The organism is Auritidibacter sp. NML100628, from assembly GCF_003185985.1.
In the GTDB taxonomy this organism is placed as follows: domain Bacteria; phylum Actinomycetota; class Actinomycetes; order Actinomycetales; family Micrococcaceae; genus Auritidibacter; species Auritidibacter ignavus.
In genome coordinates this window covers 150,543-168,035 of the sequence record NZ_QHLP01000003.1, presented here as the reverse complement: position 1 = coordinate 168,035, position 17,493 = coordinate 150,543, and the positions used below count along the sequence as shown (strand labels likewise).

The following is a 17,493-nucleotide window of genomic DNA, read 5'->3' as shown; positions in this document are numbered from 1 at the left end:
CACACCCGGCATGGTGCCGGCTGTGGTCGACCCCGCTTATGCTTCGGGGATGAATTCCTGGTGGCCGGCCTCCACGAGGGCGGCACGTAGTTTCTCGGCGGCCTGGTCCATCTCGGCGGGCTCAGGGTTGTTGTCGACCTTATCGAGGTCGAAGTCCTCCAACGAGCTGGAGGGCCAGACGTGCAGGTGCAGGTGCGGGATCTCATAGCCGGCAATCATCAATCCGGCCCGTACCGCATTGAAGGTCTTGGGCATCACAGCGCCGATATTTTGGGCCACGGTGATCAAGTGCTGGAGCAGATCCGGATCAGCGTCGGTCCAGACATCCACTTCTTCTCGTGGCACCACGAGGGTGTGCCCGGGTGCCATAGGGCCGATGGATAAAAAGCCCACACAGCGTTCGTCTTTCCACACGAACCTGCCGGGGATTTCACCATTGATGACGCGGGTAAAAACGGTGGACATTGTCCTGACTCCTGTCTCGTGCTATCCCAACTGGCCACTGGGTCCTCAGCGCCAGACGGGCTCGAACTCTCTCACGTCCAGTCTCGTCGTTTCGGCCACGGTGTTCAAGATCACCCAGCCAGGATCAGTACGGGTGCTCACCGGTGGCAACCGGGCGATCCCCGGCGTTAATCCAGGCCGAAAACGACCCGGGGTAGAGGGCAACGTCCATGCCGGCAATATATAGAGCCAGCACTTCCGCGCTCGCAGTGACACCCGAGCCACAATAAACACCCACTGCATGTTCCGGTGCGACGCCGCGGGAGGCGAAATGCTCACGGAGTTTCTGGGCAGGCAAGAAGCGCCCGGTCTCATCGGTCAGCTCAGATACGGGGGCTGAGACGGCTCCGGGGATGTGGCCGGCCACCGGATCGATGGGCTCTTCTTCACCGGTGTACCGACGGTAATCGCGGGCATCGAGCAACACCCCGTTGTCATCAGCTGCTAGTGCTTCGACTTCCTCGGTGCCAACAACCGGCATTTTGCCCCAGCTGATGTGGGCCTTACCGATCGCTGGTAGCGCTTCTCCGGCCTGCAGCGGCAGACCGGCCTCACGCCAAGCATGGAGGCCTCCATCGAGCACATAAACACGTTCCATACCCGCATAGCGGAGCAACCACCAGGCGCGGGGAGCAGAGGTCGAGGCCACATCGTCGTAGACCACCACAGTGTCGCCGTCATTGATGCCCAGCATACGCACTGCGTCCGTGAAGCGGGAAGCATCCGGTAGCGGGTGACGTCCCTCTGAGGGGGCGCCGTGCCCGGAGAGTTGCCCGGACATCGAGACGAACACAGCGCCGGGAATGTGCCCTTGTCGGTAGCGTTCATGGCCTTCACCGGGTTCGGTTGCCGACCAGCGCACATCGAGAATCACCAGGTGCCCGGCCTGCGGGGCTTGGTCGGTAGCAACAAATCCTTCCGGTTGTGTTCCGGGGTCCTCTTGAACGTGTTGCTCGTCGTCGTGGCGTAACCAGTACGACAGCACCTGATCTGCGATCAGCGCGGCGGGGCGCTGTTCGGTGGCAGTATGGCCTAAAGATGTCATCGAGTCCACGCGTGTTCGCCTTCGGCTAGGAGATTCAGCTCAATGCCGTAGCGTTCAGCAAAGGCCTGAACCTGTTTGTCGTAAATGGTGTGGCCGTTGTCTGACAACAGTCCGTCATGGATCGGCACCGCTTGGCGGGGCCGAACGCTAATCATGAAGTCTAAGGTATCTTCCAACGACGCCCAGGGTGCGTTAATCGGTAGGCACAGCGTATCGATCTCGACCCCGGCGGGAACAATGAAGCTATCACCGGGGTGATATACCGACCCGTTGAGCACGTAGCCGATGTTGTCGATTTGGGGGATCTGGGGGTGAATGATCTCGTGCTGACCACCCACGGCTTGCACGTAAAAGCCAGGTAAATCTAGCTCGTCTCCGGCAGCGATCACATTAAGTCGGTGTTCGGAAATATCGCGCTTTTCGGTTGCAACGCGGTGTGAGAGTCGCTCTATCACCGTTTCGGGCGCGTAGAGCCGGACCGAATAATGCCCGGCCAGCAACTGTACGACGAGCTCATCATCAACATGATCGGGATGTTCGTGGGTGATGAAAATGGTCTCCGCTCCAGCAGCTGCGGTGATCACATCGGTGAAACCACCGGGGTCAATCACGGTGCGGTGATCGGTGCTATCCAGGCGAACACACGAGTGCCCAAACTTTGTGAGTTTCATGTCGGACTGGCGACTTTGAGCTGAAATGTCCACGCTCCTACACTAACTGTTACAGCCGTGTTTGTGCAGATGCCTGTCCAGGCACGACCCGCTGTCATTTCCCGGAATCATTCCTACTCACGGCCAATATTCACCGCCACCCTAAACCCGAGGTTGCATCGCCATGACAAGTCAGCCGAAAACGCGTAATACCTGGCAGAAACAAGCCATCCAGGAGTTCCTCTCAGCAACCGACGATTTTGTTTCGGCTCAAGACATTCACCAGGGTTTATTGCGTCAAGATCAAAAAGTCTCGCTGGCGACCGTCTACCGAGTCCTCCAGGCCCAGGTTGAAGCCGGAACCGTCGATCTGCTCACCAGTGATGACGGAGAGTCCTTCTACCGTCGCTGCACTAGCCCTCAACACCACCATCACGTCGTGTGCACCCGGTGCAAAGCCACCGAAGAGTTTGAGGCTCCCGAATTGGAACAAGTTGCCGACGAGACCGCACGTCGGTTCGGATATCTCCCCCAGGATCACACCTTGGAAATATTCGGGTTGTGCCCGAACTGTCAGCGCGATCAGCTCGCGGGCCGAGAAAACCTCACTAACGAATCAGTACCCGAAACTTAGCGTTAGGAGTGGTCATTCTCGTCTGCTCTTTCTTGCCCGTGGCTGTCATTATCGGTATGAGGCAACGCCACGATCCCCTGGGAACTCAGCTCTTCGGTGAGATTGGCTGTGTCATGCAGGGCACCCAATCCGTAGGCTGTTTCCAGGTTCTCGCGCGTGAGTACCTCGCTGGGAATACCGCAAGCCAGCACCTTTCCTTTGAGTAGCACCACATAATCGGCCACAGCAGCCTCATCGAGATCGTGCGTCGTCATCACCACGGAATGACCGTGTTTGGTCTCTTCGTGAATCACCTGGTCGATGACTTTCATCGAGCGGACGTCCAGTCCGGTCATCGGCTCATCGAGCACGAGAATCTCATGACCTTGGGCAATCCCCTGGGCCACATACACGCGCTGACGCTGACCGCCGGACAGTTCTTCCAGATGCTTTTTCTTCAGGTGGGTGATCTCCATGACCTCCATGGCCCGGTCGACGGCAACCCGGTCCTTCGCGGTGCTGAGACCAAACCAGCCGGTCTGGGGGTAGCGCCCCATGGACACCACGTCCTTGACCGTAATTGGGGTACCGGTCGGAAAGACCACCGACTGCATCACAAAGGAGACGTGTGGTCGCATTTTCTCAGGTGAGCGGCCCATCACCGTTAGTTCACCGGCAGCCACCGGCAAAACACCGGCGATCGCCTGCAACAAGGTGGATTTACCAGACCCGTTTGGTCCTATCACCGCGGTAATGGCTCCGGCGGGTATGTGAAAACTCGACCGGTCCACGGCGACATACTGACCATAGGCCAGTTTGATGTCCCGGGCCTGGACAAGGAGTCGTTGGTCCGGCGCGGTCGAAGCGTGCGTTGTCGATGGTGAAATCATGCGTTCGGACCTTTGACGTGGGCCATGGTCGGTTGGGTGCTCGTCTGATTGGCCACCGGGTGTTGAGCTGCCAACAAAGCCGGCTCCGCCTCGGGAGCATCGGGGTCCTCGGGGCCGTACTCCGAACGCAACGCCCGGGAGCGGATCCGGCGAACGATATCTCGAATTGCTAGGATCACAAAGAACAATACGATGGGAACCATTGCCATCGTGGCAGAGGCAGCGGTGTCCGCGTGGTAGCTAATAATGAGTCCGGTAGCCACCGAGGTAACCCCAATGAGCACCGAGACCAGCATCATTTGGGGCACGCTACGGGTCAGCAATGCCGCAGTGGCTGCCGGTCCGACGAGGAGACCGAATACCAGCACCGTTCCCACCGCTTGGAAACTGCCGATCACAGCTCCGGCAATCATGATCAACAACAACCAGTGCGTCAGCTGTGGTCGCATTCCCAAGGACTTGGCTTTCAGCGGAGAGAAGCTCAACGCTAACAAGGGTCGATAAAGCATGAGGGACATCAGCACGACGACCACCAAGAATACTGACTGAGCGATAATGTCTTGGCGACTGACGCCCAAGGCATCACCAAACAGAATGGTGGTCAACGAGCCGGCGAAAGACTCGAGCGTAGAAATCATCACCACACCGAGGCCCAACATGCCGACAAATAACAACCCGATGGAGGTGTCCTCTTTCAGGCTGGTGGTGCGGTGGACCAGCTCCATGCCGGTGACCATCACCACCGCGGCAATCCCGGCCCCCAGGTAGGGTGAAAAACCGAAAATCACCGAGGCGGCAATGCCGGGAACGACGGCGTGGACGAACGCGTCGCCGAAGAAACTCATCCCGCGCAAGACCAGCCACACGCCAACCACGGCACTCATCACCGCAGCCAGCATGCCACCGATGAGAGCGCGTTGCTGGAATCCGAGCGCAAACGGGTCTAACAACCATTCCACGCCGTCGATCACCTCTCTTGAGTTACCACCTGAACACCGGCACGCCGTTGCGCGAGGAAGGCTACTGCTCGCCGTTCAATCCATCACGCAACTGTTCTGCGTTGTAGATCATGGCGTCCTGATAGGTCGATGCTTCCGAATCGGGCTCACCCAGTCCACCTTCGTACAGGCGGATCAGCGGAACCTCGCCGTGGTCTTCAGCCAGTCCTTCCAACGTCGGATTGGGGCTAAGCTTATCGGTCACAGCGGCGTCGGCGTCTTCGTCTTCTAGCACCTGAGCAAGTTCACTCAATGCAGCGCTGGAAGGCTCCGCGTCGGTGGAACCACCAGGAATCACGATACCGCGAATCTCGAAACCATACGCATCAGCAAAGTACTGGTAGGCTGCATGGTCGGTGACCAATGAGGGCTCGTCAGTCTCGATCTCGTCGAGGATATCGCGAACCTCTTGATCGGTTTCCTCAAGGTCAGCCTTAACATCGCTGGCGCAACTGGTGTACTGCTCGGCCAGCTCCTGATCGTCAGTGTGCTCAGCCAGCTGATCACCGATCAGCTCGGCTGCGGTAGCCATCCGAGATACGTCCATCCACACGTGCGGATCTTCATCACCATGATCATGTTCGTGATCATGGCCATGCTCTTCATCACCATGGTCATGGTCGTGATCATGGTCGTGCTCTTCATCACCATGGTCGTGATCGTGATCATGGTCATGGTCTTCATCACCATGGTCGTGATCGTGATCATGGTCATGATCTTCATCACCATGATCATGATCGTGGCCGTCATTGTGCACATGATCATCGCCAATCGGTAGTGGCTCGAGCTCTTCACCCACCTCGTAGATGTCAGCACCATCGGATTCCGCGTTGTCCAGAGAATCCTGCATAGCGGCTTCGAGGCCCAAGCCGACGGAAACCACCAGGTCTGCATCGACAACATCGGTGACCTGCTTGGAAGATAGCGAGAACTGGTGCGGGTCATCACCGGGGCCCATCAGGACCTGGGTTTCACCACCGGCGCAATCAGTGATTTGTGAGGTAATGGAACCAACCTGGGTCGTGGTAGCAACGACCGACAGTCCCTCTTTCTGTTCTCCTTGCCCGGCGTTGGCCTCGGAATCGGCGTTGTCGTTGGAGCAGGCACTCAACCCGAGAGCAGCAATAATACCCAGTGAGCCGAGGGCCATAGCAGCCCGGCGATGAGGCGAGCGCAGGTTAATGTGATCGCGACGCATATGCTGTGTCCTCCTGAAATCACGTCAATCTGACAAATAAAACAGTCCCCGCACCATCTTCATGGAGGGGTTCGTATCCAGTCGTGAACACACTATCATATTGAAAACAGTTCTCATTATCAGAAAACAACCCTCGTCAAGCCCTCAAGAGGACTGTGACGTGTCAGTGGCGGACGTGGGCTGAGTAGCGTCGTGAATTTCACCCACCAGCACTTCCAGGACGTCCTCAAGGAACAGCACACCGATGGTTTCTCCTTGCGGCGAAATCACGCGCGCAACGTGCGAACCGGTGCGCTGCATCACTTCCAGAGCATCTTCGATCTCTTCGCTGGCTGCCACATTCGACATCGATCGAATCTTTGATAGAGGTAGCGGGTCCTCGTAGCGGAATTCTGGGACGGTCATCACGTCTTTCAGGTGCAAGTAGCCGAGATAGGCTCCGTCGTTGGTGTCTTCAATCAGGAACCGAGAGAACCCGGTGTGGCGCACCGCGTCGTCGAAATCCTCCGCCGAGGAACCCAGGGGCAGGGTGATGACATCGTCCAAAGGAAGCATGACTTGTTCCGCGGTGTAGTCAGAGAATTCCAGGGCGCCCGAGAGTAAACCGGTGTTGTCGTCTAAGAGCCCGGAACGCGTGGATTCTTCAACGATGGATTGGACCTCTTCCAAGGTATAGGTCGAGTTGACCTCGTCTTGGGGTTCGACTTTGAACAATTTCAGCACGACATTGGCCGCAAAGTTCAAAAACAACACCAGCGGACGTAATACTTTGTCCAGGGCCACCAGCGGTACAGCAAGCACCAGAATCGCCCGATCGGCCAGGGTCACAGCCGCATTTTTGGGCACCATCTCACCAAAAGTCACGTGCAAGAAGGTCACGATCAACAACGCCAAGATAAAGGCGGTGGTATCGGCGACCGGATCAGGGAGTCCAGTAGCCTGCAGCGGAATACTAAACAGATGGTGGATAGCCGGTTCGGAGACATTGAGGATCAGCAGCGAACAAACCGTAATGCCCAGCTGACAGACCGCCAGAATGTGGGTGACGTGTTCCATCGCATACAGGGCGGTATTGGCCAGCTTTGACCCGTTTTCGGCCTTAGGTTCAATCTGCGAGCGCCGGGCACCCATGACCGCAAACTCACCGGAGACAAAGAAAGCGTTGCCCAGCAAGAGAACAACGAGCCAGACGATACCTGAGACGTGCTCATCCATCGTTAGCTCTCACCCGCCTCTACGGAAGGAGCGCCTGACATTGAGGTACCCGTCTTCGTTTTAGAGGTATCCGGAACCGCCGGGATATATTTCAAACGGTCGACTCGGCGACCGTCCATTTTGATGACTTCTACAGTGCCGTCATCGAGGGTCACCTGATCCCCGATATCGGGCACACGCCCCAGGGCGGCCATGATGAACCCGCCAACGGTTTCATAGGCGCCGTTTTCGGGAACTTTTAATTCTGGAATCTGAGCCACCAATTCGTCGGGACGCAACAGTGCAGGGAAAAACCAGTGCCCCGATGCTGTCTGCAACACTCCCGGACGAATTCTGTCGTGTTCGTCCGAAACCTCTCCAACGATTTCTTCCACGAGGTCTTCTAGTGTCACGATACCGGCGGTGCCACCGTATTCATCAACGACGACAACCATCTGCAGACTCACCGCGCGCAGTTCAGTCAACAGCGAATCGAGGTGCATGGTTTCTGGAACCCTAGCCAAATCGGTCATGATATCGGCAGCCACCATGTCACCGCGTTGGTCTTTGGGAACGGCGATTGCTTTCTTCACGTGCAACACGCCACGAATCGTGTCGGCAGAATCCTCAATCACCGGGAACCGAGAGACGCCGGTTCGCCGGGCAGCATCGATGACTTCCAACAGCGATTGGTCGACCTCCACAGTTTCAACTCTCATGCGCGGTGTCATCACATCGGCGGCGGTGCGGTCAGCGAAACGCAATGTGCGGTCCACAAAGAGCGCGGTGTCCCCGTCGAGTGTGCCCATCTCCGCGGAGCGACGAACCAAGGAGGATAGTTCCTCGGGGGTCCGAGCCCCGGAAATCTCCTCTTCAGCTTCCAGCCCCAGGGTTTTGAGCACGCGGTTCGCAAAGCCGTTGAGTAGCAGAATCACCGGCTTGAAAATCGCGGTGAAAATCAGCTGTGCCCGGGCCACCGTGATCCCGACATCCAGAGCCTTCGCGATCGACAGGTTCTTGGGGACCAGCTCTCCCATCAGCATCGACAGGATTGTCGCGATCACCATAGAGATCACCAGCGAGACCGAGGAAGAGATCGCATCGGGTAGTCCCAAGGCCTGCATCGGGGTTTCCAAAATGGTGCCCAGCGCCGGTTCCATAACGTAACCGGTCAATAGCGTGGTCAACGTGATCCCCAGCTGACAACTCGACAACTGGGTGGAGAGTGACTTCAGGCATTTCAGCAGGGGAATGGCTTTGCGGTTGCCGTTATCGACCATGCGTTGCACGGTCGGAACATCCAAGGAAATCATGGAGAACTCCACGGACACAAAAAAGCCGTTACCACCGATCAGCAGTAAACCAAGTCCGAAAAGTAACCATTCCATCAAAAATCACCGCCACCCATGTAGGACGGTGGTCACCGACAGGATCAGAGCATGAGGCACGCACGGCCAACTAGAAGGCTCCGATCCGCGGGCGGACTGCTGCGTTGCCCGGTGAGAGTTTTTACGCGGGGATCTATGCATGATAAGTACAGTATAAGCACTGATTCTGGTTGCGGTAGCCCTGCCCGCAACCAACAGGGCCACCATCCGGGACTACCAAGATTGAGCCACTGCCCGTCCTTCTTCGTACCCGGAGGCCGACTGCACTCCAAAGACCGCGCGCTCGTGGAATTCTTCCAGTGTTGAGGCGCCGGCATAGGTCATCGAAGATCGCACACCCGAGGTGATCCTATCCAGCAGGTCCTCCACCGAAGGGTGGTCGGGATCAATGTACATTTTCGACCCGGAAATACCCTCTTCAAACAACGCTTTACGAGCGCGCTCGTAGGCGGAATCTTCCCGGGTGCGTGCCGAGACGGCCCGGGACGAGGCCATCCCGAAGTTTTCCTTATATTTACGCCCCGAGGAGTCCACTACCATGTCGCCCGGAGATTCGTAGGTACCTGAAAACCAGGAGCCGATCATGACCTGCGAGGCGCCAGCCGCCAAAGCAAGAGCCACATCACGGGGATGCTTTACTCCTCCATCGGCCCAGACCGAGGCCCCGCGAGCCCGCGCGGCTGCTGCACATTCCAGTACCGCCGAGAGCTGAGGACGCCCCACTGCGGTCATCATCCGGGTGGTGCACATCGCCCCGGGACCCACACCAACCTTAATAATATCGGCCCCAGCATCGATCAGGTCATTGGTCCCATCTGCGGTGACAACGTTTCCGGCGACCACGGGCACCTTTAGGTGCGAAACCTGGCTCAAGGCATCAAGCATTTTCTGTTGGTGGCCATGTGCGGTGTCCACCACAAGGCAATCAACACCGGATTCCACCAATGCTTCGGCCTTGCCTTTAACATCACCATTGACGCCGATGGCGGCAGCGACGTGAAGGCGTTGCTGATCGTCAACGCCCGGAGCGTAGAGGCTGGAGCGAAGTACACCGGACAGTGTCATCACCCCGACAAGCCGGTCCCCATCCAGGACCGGGGCGTAGTCGACCTGGGCTTGGTGCATCCGCTGATATAGCTCGCTGAGAACGTCAGCGCGTTCCGCCATGGGAGTGCTAATGGCAGGAAGCTCGTCAGCGCCTAAGATCATCACCGGTGCACGCATCAGTTCAGATACTGAGGTGAAGTGGTCAACACCTTCGACGTCGGTCACCAGCACCACACCACGGAAGGTCCGGCTCTCGGGGTCATCAATGACAGCAACGGCCGGATGATTGCGTTTGGCCGACAAATGCAACACGTCCAACACCCGATCCTGCGGGGTGACCCACAATGGGGTCTCGAAGATCGGGTGGCGAGATTTGATCCAGGACGTCACCGAGGCAACCTCATCCAGGGGCAGATCCTGTGGGAGCACGCCGAGCCCGCCGCGCCGGGCAATCGTCTCCGCCATCCGCCGACCAGTGACCGCGTTCATATTCGCTGCCACCACCGGTATCTGCGAGCCCGTGCCGTCCTGGGCCGAGATATCAACAGCGGTCCGAGACGTAATCTCAGACCGGGAGGGAACAAGGAAAACATCTGAATAAGTCAGATCAGTCCGAGGTTGGGTTAAAAACTGCATACCTCTATCATGATCTACCGCACATCATCTCTCCACCTCACCACACCGATAATCCCTGGGGCGAGCACCACGTTTTTCAGCTGCCCCGGTTTATCCCGCTATTCGGGCCCGTGAAACCGCCATTGTCTAGAACTTGCGCTGTTGGCAAACAGCCTGACTTCTTCGTCGGACAGTACCTACTGGCTGTGGCTTACGTGACGCGATCACAGCTATGATGAAAGAACGTGCTTTCGGCACGGTGTCGCGGACGATGACATGTCCGCAGGCACCTGCGCAGAGAGCTGAACAATACACGTGGCGGACTGTTTCTCAGCCACCCGTTGAGAGCGTCTCGCCCCAACACAAACTGACTACGGAAGAGGCTTTCACCGTGCCAGAACTGACATCGGCCCAGCTGTCAGAAGAATTCCCCGGCAATGAGTGGCTAGTGGCGGATATATACGAAAAGTACAAGGCCGATCGTTCATCTGTGGACCCCAAGTGGGCCGAGATCTTCGCTCGCCTTGAAGGAACTGCAGCAACACAGCAGAAACGGCATGGTGGTGACAGCGATAAGGGCACCTCACGCTCTGCTCAACCACAGCAGAAAAACGCGTCGACGAAGTCGAGCGCAACGTCAACGACCAAGAAGGAATCGAACTCTCAATCCTCCGCATCGTCGTCCTCTTCTTCGTCTTCGCCTTCCTCCTCAAAGTCTTCCGGCCCGAAGGTTCGTCGGGCTGAGGGCTCCAGCGAAAAGGCCATCCCGTCTGAGCCCCCGAAGTCCAAGCAGAAAAAGGACGAGGAGTCCCACCAGGGTGAGGACACGTGGACCCAGCTCAAAGGTGCCACCAAGGCCATTGCTTCCAACATGAACGCCTCGCTGTCGATGCCGACAGCAACCACCGTGCGCGATGTGCCGGTTAAGGCGCTCATTGATAACCGCGTGGTGATCAACAACAGCCTGAAGCGTGCACGCGGTGGCAAGGTCTCGTTCACCCACCTGATCGGGTATGCCGTCATCAAGGCCCTGGTCAAAAACCCGGGCATGAACACGCTGTACCGCGAAGAAGGCAATAAGAAGTACGCAGTCCAGCCCGCACACATCAATTTCGGCCTGGCCATCGACCTGCCCCAGGACGACGGGTCGCGCGTGCTGGTTCAGCCCAGCATCAAAAAGGTCGAGTCGATGAACTTCCGCGAGTTCTGGGAAGCTTATGAAGAGCTCGTCTCCAAGGCTCGCAACAACAAGCTCACGCTGGACGACCACTCCGGGACCACCGTCTCGCTAACCAACCCCGGTGGTATCGGAACCGTACACTCGGTGCCCCGCCTGTCGGAGGGTCAGGCCGCCATCATTGGTGTTGGCGCTCTGAACTACCCGGCGGCCTTCCAGGGCACCTCGCAGGAAGTGTTGTCGAGGTGGGCGGTGTCTAAGACCTTGACTTTGACCTCGACCTACGATCACCGTGTCATCCAGGGCGCTGCCTCTGGAGCCTTCCTCAACGACGTGCACCAGTACTTGCTGGGCGCCGATGGCTTCTACGACGAGATCTTCAAGACCTTGCGTATTCCGTACGAGCCAGTGCGTTGGAAGCCCGACGTGCAGGTCAACCCCGGTGACGAAATCGGCAAGGTCGCCCGCATCCAGCAGCTGATCGCCGCTTACCGGACCCGCGGTCACTTGATGGCCGATGTGGACCCGCTCGAGTACCGGATGCGCACCCACCCGGACTTGGACATTATCCAGCACGGACTGACGCTGTGGGATCTAGATCGTTCTTGGGCAACCGGAAACTTCGGTGGCAAAAGCTCGATGCTGTTACGCGATATTCTGGGCGTTTTGCGCGATGCTTATTGTCGCAATACCGGTGTGGAGTACATGCACATTGACTCCCCCGAAGAGCGTGAGTGGTTCCAGGACAAGCTGGAGCACCCCTACTCCAAGCCCAGTCGGGAAGAGCAGCTACACATTCTCAGCCGTCTTAACGCCGCCGAAGCGTTTGAAACCTTCTTGCAGACCAAATTCGTCGGCCAGAAGCGGTTCTCCTTGGAGGGCAGTGAGTCACTGATCGCTCTGTTGGACGCTGCCATCGGTGATGCCGCCGATGATGGTCTCGACGAGGTCGCTATTGCTATGGCGCACCGGGGCCGGTTGAACGTGCTAACCAATATCGCCGGTAAGACCTACACCCAGGTCTTCCGCGAGTTCACCGGCAATATCGATCCGGAAACCGTGCAGGGCTCTGGTGACGTGAAGTATCACCTCGGTACCGGAGGAACCTTCACCTCCTATAACGGCAACACCACCAAGGTGTCGCTGGCTGCTAACCCCTCCCACTTGGAGGCTGCTGACCCGGTACTGGAAGGTATCGTGCGCGCCAAGCAGGATCGTCTGGACCGCGGTTCTGACTCACCGACTTCCTACTCGGTGATGCCGATTTTGGTCCACGGTGACGCCGCAATGGCCGGCCAGGGCGTGGTGTACGAAACCTTCGCCCTCTCGCAATTGCGGGGATACCGTACGGGGGGTACCATCCACGTGGTCGTCAACAACCAGGTTGGTTTCACCACTCCTCCCTCCCAAGGACGTTCCTCCACCTACGCCACCGATGTGGCCAAGTCGGTCAACGCTCCGGTCTTCCACGTCAACGGTGACGATCCCGAATCCGTGGTGCACGTGGCCAAGCTGGCCTACGACTACCGCGAGCGGTTCCACAAGGACATTGTGATCGACCTGGTCAGCTACCGCCGTCGTGGTCACAACGAGGGTGACGACCCCTCGATGACTCAGCCGCGGATGTACAACCTGATCGAAAATAAGCGCTCGGTCCGTAAGCTCTACGTCGAGACGCTGGTCGGTCGTGGCGATATCACTCAGGAAGAAGCCGACTCGGCCATGCAGGACTATAAGGATCGTCTGGAGCGGGCCTTCGCCGAAATTGGCGAAGCCGAAACCTCCCCGATCCCGATCTTGGGTTCAGCGCACGGTTCTCACGAAACCAGCGAAGAATACGTTCCGGAAAAGACCGCTATTTCCGAAGAAGTGTTGCGCCGGATCGGAGAAGCCCACACGGAGTACCCCGAAGGATTCACCGTTCACAAGAAACTCAAGTCGATGCTGGAAAAGCGCGCGAAGATGTCGGTCGACGGCGACATCGACTGGGGCTTTGCCGAACTGCTGGCCTTCGGTTCTCTCCTCATGGAAGGTACACCGGTGCGCGTGACCGGTCAGGACACCCGACGCGGTACATTCGTACAGCGCCATGCCGTGTTCTACGACCGCGAAACCAACGACGAATGGACCCCGCTGGCCAACCTGTCTGAGGACCAGGCGAAGTTCTGGATCTACAACTCGCCACTGAGCGAGTTTGCCTGCGTTGGTTTTGAATATGGCTACTCCGTGGAGCGTCCCGACGCGCTGGTGGCGTGGGAAGCCCAGTTCGGTGACTTCGCCAACGGTGCTCAAACCGTTGTGGATGAGTTCATCTCCTCGTCCGAACAGAAGTGGAGTCAGCACTCCTCCTTGGTGATGTTGCTACCACACGGCTACGAAGGACAGGGTCCTGACCACTCCTCGGCGCGTATCGAGCGCTACCTACAGCTGTGCGCACAGCACAACATGCGTGTGGTCCAGCCTTCCTTTGGTGCCAACCACTTCCACCTGTTACGTGAGCAGGCTTACTCCACGCCACGGCGTCCGCTGATCGTGTTCACCCCGAAGCAGCTACTACGTCGCCGTGAAGCCAGCTCGGAGATCGCCGACTTCACTCAGCACGGTTTCCGTCCGGTCATGGGAGACGACAAGATTGGCTCCAACGCCCAACGCGTTCTGCTGGTCTCGGGTCGTCTCTACTACGATCTGCTGGATCGTCGCACCAAGAACGAGGATTATTCCACCGCGATCGTCCGCGTCGAGCAGCTGTACCCGTTGCCGACCCAGGAGATCCAGGAAGAACTGAAGAAATATCCCGAGGCAAATCTCACCTGGGTTCAGGATGAGCCGGAGAACCAGGGGCCGTGGCCGTTCATGGCCGTCAACCTGGCCCCCGAACTGGATCGCGAGATTAACGTCATCTCCCGTCCAGCCTCAGCCTCCCCGGCAGCCGGCAGCAAGCCGCGGCACGATCAGGAGCTGGAAGAACTGCTCGACGAGGTCTTCGGAAAGTAAGTTCTCCTGCTGACCAGCTACGGCACGTGTCTCACCTTCCCATCACCGGGTTGATTGGGCCACGTGCCGTAGCTGTATCCCTTGCCGTGACCGTGGCCTGATTCGTAGCATCGAAGATATGCCCTCCATACCATCGTTGCCCGAGCTGACCCTGACACGACCGCTCGTTGTTGCCCCCATGGCTGGAGGCCCCAGCACTGCCCAGCTTGCCATCGCCGTGGCGGCAACAGGAGGGTTTCCGTTCCTGGCCGGTGGCTATCTCAGTGCCGAGGCGCTTAAAGCGCAAGTGGACGCCTACACCGAGGCCACCGATGCACCCGCTGGTGTGAACCTGTTCGTCCCCGACCCCGCGGCCCAAGAGATCGACGAAGACGTGTACCTCAAGTACCGCCACCAGATCATCTCGAAACTGAAGCTAGACCCACAACTCCTGCCAGAAGCGCCGATCTACTCCGATGACGCTTTCAATGACAAGCTCAACGTGACGCTGAGCTCCTCGATCCCGGTCATCTCCTTTACCTTTGGTTACCCGACAGCTCAGGTCATCGATCGTGTCCACCAGGCCAGGCGCTGGGTGGCGCTCAATGCCACCAGCTGTGCTGGTATTGATGCAGCTGTGCGCCACGGGGCCGACCTGCTTATCGTCCAAGGTCGTGATGCCGGTGGGCATCGGGCCAGTGTCCCCGATGCCGATCACTTCGACGCCTCACCCAGCACCGGCGAACTACTCGCTTATGCGGCCCGACACCACCGGGTGCCCGTTATCGCCGCAGGTGGGATCGCCAGCCCCCACGATGTGGCCGAATTATTGGCCGAAGGCGCAACAGCGGTTCAGGTTGGCACCTTATTCTTGGACGCAGTAGAAGCTGGCACCAAGCAGACCCACCGTCTCGGACTGCGCAACCTGATCGATCGCGATACCGTGATCACCCGGGCATTCACCGGCCGTCCAGCCCGGGCTATCCGCAACCAATTCACGGATGCTTTGTCTGATCAGGCCCCCGACCTATACCCGCAGTTGCACTACCTCACCTCAGGGATTCGCAAGCAGGCTGATCAGCAACACAATCCCGAACACCTAAATCTCTGGGCAGGAACTGGTTTCCGCAACATTCAGCATCTGCCCGCTGCCGAAATTGTGGAACATTTGCTGAGCGCGTCCACGCTCGCTGACCATCCACAGCGGCTGGCCGGTTTGCGCTCATCAGGCTGATCACGCGGCACATAGCAGTGCTCATCGATTCTGCGCGAATCCGCGGTAGCGTTGAGACAATAACGGATTGAGACAGAAAGATACCAACAGCATGGAATTTCGGCAGATACGACTGGCCTCAGTGGGTGGAGAACACCTCGCCGGGCTGGGCGATCCACGCGCCATGGGGTGGTTGGGTAGAGTCCTCGCCAAGAGTCATCACCCCGACGTTTTGGTAGAAAGCTACGTCCTGGCCGCCCCCCAAGAGCCCATCGAGGCGATGTCCTATCGTTGGGAAGAAGAAGCACTACCCCGGTTCAGCAACGACACTGAAAACCGGTTGCTCATCGCGTTGAATAGTTCCGACACGAAGTATGTGCCTACCTCGGCACGAGCTCGGCTGAACTTGGCCAACATCATCGATAAAGCGACTCAACAAGGCCTCGAGGTATTTGTTGTTGGTCCCTTGCCCGGTCTGGATCAGGATGCCAACCAGAAGTTACGCGAACTTAACGCTGCCTACCGGAATGTGGCCCAGCGCCGCAACGTATTCTATGTTGATGTCTTTGAAGCATTGGTCGACCATAACCAGTACCAGCAGGATCTCGCATCAAACCAGGGTCTGCCCGGCCAGTCTGCCTACGGGCTGGTGGCGTGGCTGGTGCTACACCGGGGGTGGTATCGCTGGATGAATCTACCCGAGAACCTCGGATCGCAATCCTAATCGCGTCAAAGCGCAACAGGCACGGGTGCTAAAATTTACCAAGAATTCATTCACCACCGTCTTGAGGCGGTAGAAAGGAGTTGCGCCATGGGTAAGCGTGGTCGTAAGCGCAAGGATCGTCGCAAGAATAAGGCCAATGGCGGAAAACGCCCTAATGCTGGCTAACGTGGCGTGAGGCCACACAAGATTTTCCCGAAGGTGGACGAATTTTTTCGTCCACCTTCGTTGTATTTCGAAGGGTTAGTGTGAACTTTCTGCCCGAATCTCACTGATACGCACCATGATTTTCGACTTCAGCGAATCCGGGGCCTTTTCAGTACAGGACCGACGGACCACCGAGCGAATAATGCATTCCAAGTCATATTCTGCACTACACTCTTCGCACTCATTCAGGTGCCCCTGTACATCTTCAATATCACTGTGGGAGAGCACCCCATCAAGATATTCATAAATTCGTTGGATACGGGAATCGGAAGGATTACCACTCTCCCGGCAGCCTGTCACATTGCAGTGTGCATCGTCTGGTGTCTGCCCCATGAGCGAACCTTCCTCCTTACTTTTTCGTCTTCTGTTTCGTTTGGTCTTCCACTGCTGCTCGGATCCCCCGGTCCGCGGCATAGTCCGTGAGCCGTTCCCGCAACATTTTCCGACCCCGGTGCAGTCGCGACATCACCGTTCCAATGGGAACATCGAGGATCTCAGAAATTTCCTTATAGGCAAATCCCTCAACATCGGCGAAATACACCGCCAGCCGGAACTCTTCCGGAATCTGTTGCAGAGCTTTTTTCACATCAGCATCCGGCAACCGATCCAGGGCCTCTGTCTCCGCCGACCGCAACCCTGTTGAGGAGTGCTCGGCGGCTTGGACCATATGCCAGTCCTCGACGTCCTCGGTGCCCGACTCCTGAGGCGAACGCTGACGCTTGCGGTACAAGTTGATGTAGGTATTGGTCAGAATCCGGTACAACCAGGCCCGCAAATTCGTGCCCGGCTTGTACTGGTGAAACGAGGAAAAAGCCTTGGTAAAGGCTTCCTGGACGAGATCTTCAGCATCGGCGGGATTCCGCGTCATGCGCAAGGCGCCAGCATAAAGCTGGTCCACGTACTGCATGGCGTCCCGCTCGAAGCGTTCTTTGCGCTGTTCGAGAGACTCGGTTTTCGGATCGATGCGGTCGGTGTCTGGCGAGGAGTCTGCGGACGGGGCAGGATCTGTCGTACTCATTACAGCCCAGTCTAAGCGCTGTTGAGTCCGTCCCGTGCCATG

At 57.8% G+C, this 17,493-nt stretch carries 16 protein-coding genes; 5 read left to right on the top strand and 11 right to left on the bottom strand.

Translation table 11 applies throughout. The features are described 5' to 3' along the window. Positions 1 to 36: 36 nt before the first annotated feature. The 3 genes from DCC24_RS04115 to DCC24_RS04105 all read right to left on the bottom strand — a co-directional run bounded on the left by DCC24_RS04115 (position 37) and on the right by DCC24_RS04105 (position 2,220). Positions 37 to 465, bottom strand: a complete 429-nt coding sequence (locus tag DCC24_RS04115) for an HIT family protein (protein WP_110098652.1) — start codon at positions 463 to 465, stop codon at positions 37 to 39. Between the two features lie 124 nt (positions 466 to 589). Further along, on the bottom strand, positions 590 to 1,549 hold the full coding sequence (locus DCC24_RS04110) for a sulfurtransferase (protein WP_110098693.1): 960 nt from the start codon (positions 1,547 to 1,549) through the stop codon (positions 590 to 592). After that, positions 1,546 to 2,220 (bottom strand): MBL fold metallo-hydrolase, encoded by a 675-nt coding sequence (locus DCC24_RS04105; protein WP_110098651.1) that lies wholly within the window; start codon positions 2,218 to 2,220, stop codon positions 1,546 to 1,548. The genes DCC24_RS04110 and DCC24_RS04105 overlap by 4 nt, the downstream gene beginning before the upstream one ends. Positions 2,221 to 2,383: 163 nt before the next feature. On the opposite strand from DCC24_RS04105, the gene DCC24_RS04100 reads away from it, so the two are divergent. Next, positions 2,384 to 2,833, top strand: a complete 450-nt coding sequence (locus DCC24_RS04100; protein ID WP_110098650.1) for a Fur family transcriptional regulator — start codon at positions 2,384 to 2,386, stop codon at positions 2,831 to 2,833. A 2-nt stretch (positions 2,834 to 2,835) separates the two neighbouring features. On the opposite strand, the gene DCC24_RS04095 is transcribed toward DCC24_RS04100, so the two are convergent. The 6 genes from DCC24_RS04095 to DCC24_RS04070 form a co-directional block, all read right to left on the bottom strand. After that, complete coding sequence (locus DCC24_RS04095) at positions 2,836 to 3,702, bottom strand: metal ABC transporter ATP-binding protein (protein WP_110098649.1); 867 nt, start codon at positions 3,700 to 3,702, stop codon at positions 2,836 to 2,838. Next, positions 3,699 to 4,661, bottom strand: coding sequence for a metal ABC transporter permease (locus DCC24_RS04090; protein WP_110098692.1), 963 nt, complete (start codon positions 4,659 to 4,661; stop codon positions 3,699 to 3,701). The genes DCC24_RS04095 and DCC24_RS04090 overlap by 4 nt, the downstream gene beginning before the upstream one ends. Positions 4,662 to 4,722: 61 nt before the next feature. Next, positions 4,723 to 5,898: a metal ABC transporter substrate-binding protein gene (locus DCC24_RS04085; protein ID WP_110098648.1), complete on the bottom strand. Its 1,176-nt coding sequence runs from the start codon at positions 5,896 to 5,898 to the stop codon at positions 4,723 to 4,725. Between the two features lie 144 nt (positions 5,899 to 6,042). Then, complete coding sequence (locus DCC24_RS04080; RefSeq protein WP_110098647.1) at positions 6,043 to 7,113, bottom strand: hemolysin family protein; 1,071 nt, start codon at positions 7,111 to 7,113, stop codon at positions 6,043 to 6,045. 2 nt (positions 7,114 to 7,115) lie between these two features. Then, positions 7,116 to 8,480, bottom strand: coding sequence for a hemolysin family protein (locus DCC24_RS04075; RefSeq protein WP_110098646.1), 1,365 nt, complete (start codon positions 8,478 to 8,480; stop codon positions 7,116 to 7,118). Between the two features lie 213 nt (positions 8,481 to 8,693). Beyond that, the gene (locus DCC24_RS04070) at positions 8,694 to 10,163 is read right to left on the bottom strand and encodes a GuaB1 family IMP dehydrogenase-related protein (RefSeq protein ID WP_110098645.1); all 1,470 of its coding nucleotides are present in this window, start codon (positions 10,161 to 10,163) and stop codon (positions 8,694 to 8,696) included. Between the two features lie 370 nt (positions 10,164 to 10,533). Between DCC24_RS04070 and DCC24_RS04065 the strand changes: the two genes are divergently transcribed. The 4 genes from DCC24_RS04065 to DCC24_RS12605 all read left to right on the top strand — a co-directional run bounded on the left by DCC24_RS04065 (position 10,534) and on the right by DCC24_RS12605 (position 16,394). Beyond that, positions 10,534 to 14,313: a multifunctional oxoglutarate decarboxylase/oxoglutarate dehydrogenase thiamine pyrophosphate-binding subunit/dihydrolipoyllysine-residue succinyltransferase subunit gene (locus tag DCC24_RS04065; protein WP_110098644.1), complete on the top strand. Its 3,780-nt coding sequence runs from the start codon at positions 10,534 to 10,536 to the stop codon at positions 14,311 to 14,313. A gap of 118 nt (positions 14,314 to 14,431) precedes the next feature. Next, the gene (locus tag DCC24_RS04060) at positions 14,432 to 15,526 is read left to right on the top strand and encodes a nitronate monooxygenase family protein (RefSeq protein ID WP_110098643.1); all 1,095 of its coding nucleotides are present in this window, start codon (positions 14,432 to 14,434) and stop codon (positions 15,524 to 15,526) included. Between the two features lie 91 nt (positions 15,527 to 15,617). After that, positions 15,618 to 16,229: a GDSL-type esterase/lipase family protein gene (locus DCC24_RS04055; protein WP_110098642.1), complete on the top strand. Its 612-nt coding sequence runs from the start codon at positions 15,618 to 15,620 to the stop codon at positions 16,227 to 16,229. An 87-nt stretch (positions 16,230 to 16,316) separates the two neighbouring features. Continuing rightward, positions 16,317 to 16,394 (top strand): 50S ribosomal protein bL37, encoded by a 78-nt coding sequence (locus tag DCC24_RS12605; protein ID WP_369859877.1) that lies wholly within the window; start codon positions 16,317 to 16,319, stop codon positions 16,392 to 16,394. A gap of 75 nt (positions 16,395 to 16,469) precedes the next feature. Here DCC24_RS12605 and rsrA read toward each other — a convergent pair whose 3' ends face one another. Next, positions 16,470 to 16,733 carry a mycothiol system anti-sigma-R factor gene (gene rsrA / locus DCC24_RS04050; RefSeq protein ID WP_110098691.1) on the bottom strand — a complete coding sequence of 88 codons (264 nt, stop codon included), beginning with the start codon at positions 16,731 to 16,733 and terminating at the stop codon, positions 16,470 to 16,472. Positions 16,734 to 16,782: 49 nt separating this feature from the next. Further along, on the bottom strand, positions 16,783 to 17,451 hold the full coding sequence (locus DCC24_RS04045; protein WP_199446191.1) for a sigma-70 family RNA polymerase sigma factor: 669 nt from the start codon (positions 17,449 to 17,451) through the stop codon (positions 16,783 to 16,785). Between the last annotated feature and the right edge of the window lie 42 nt (positions 17,452 to 17,493).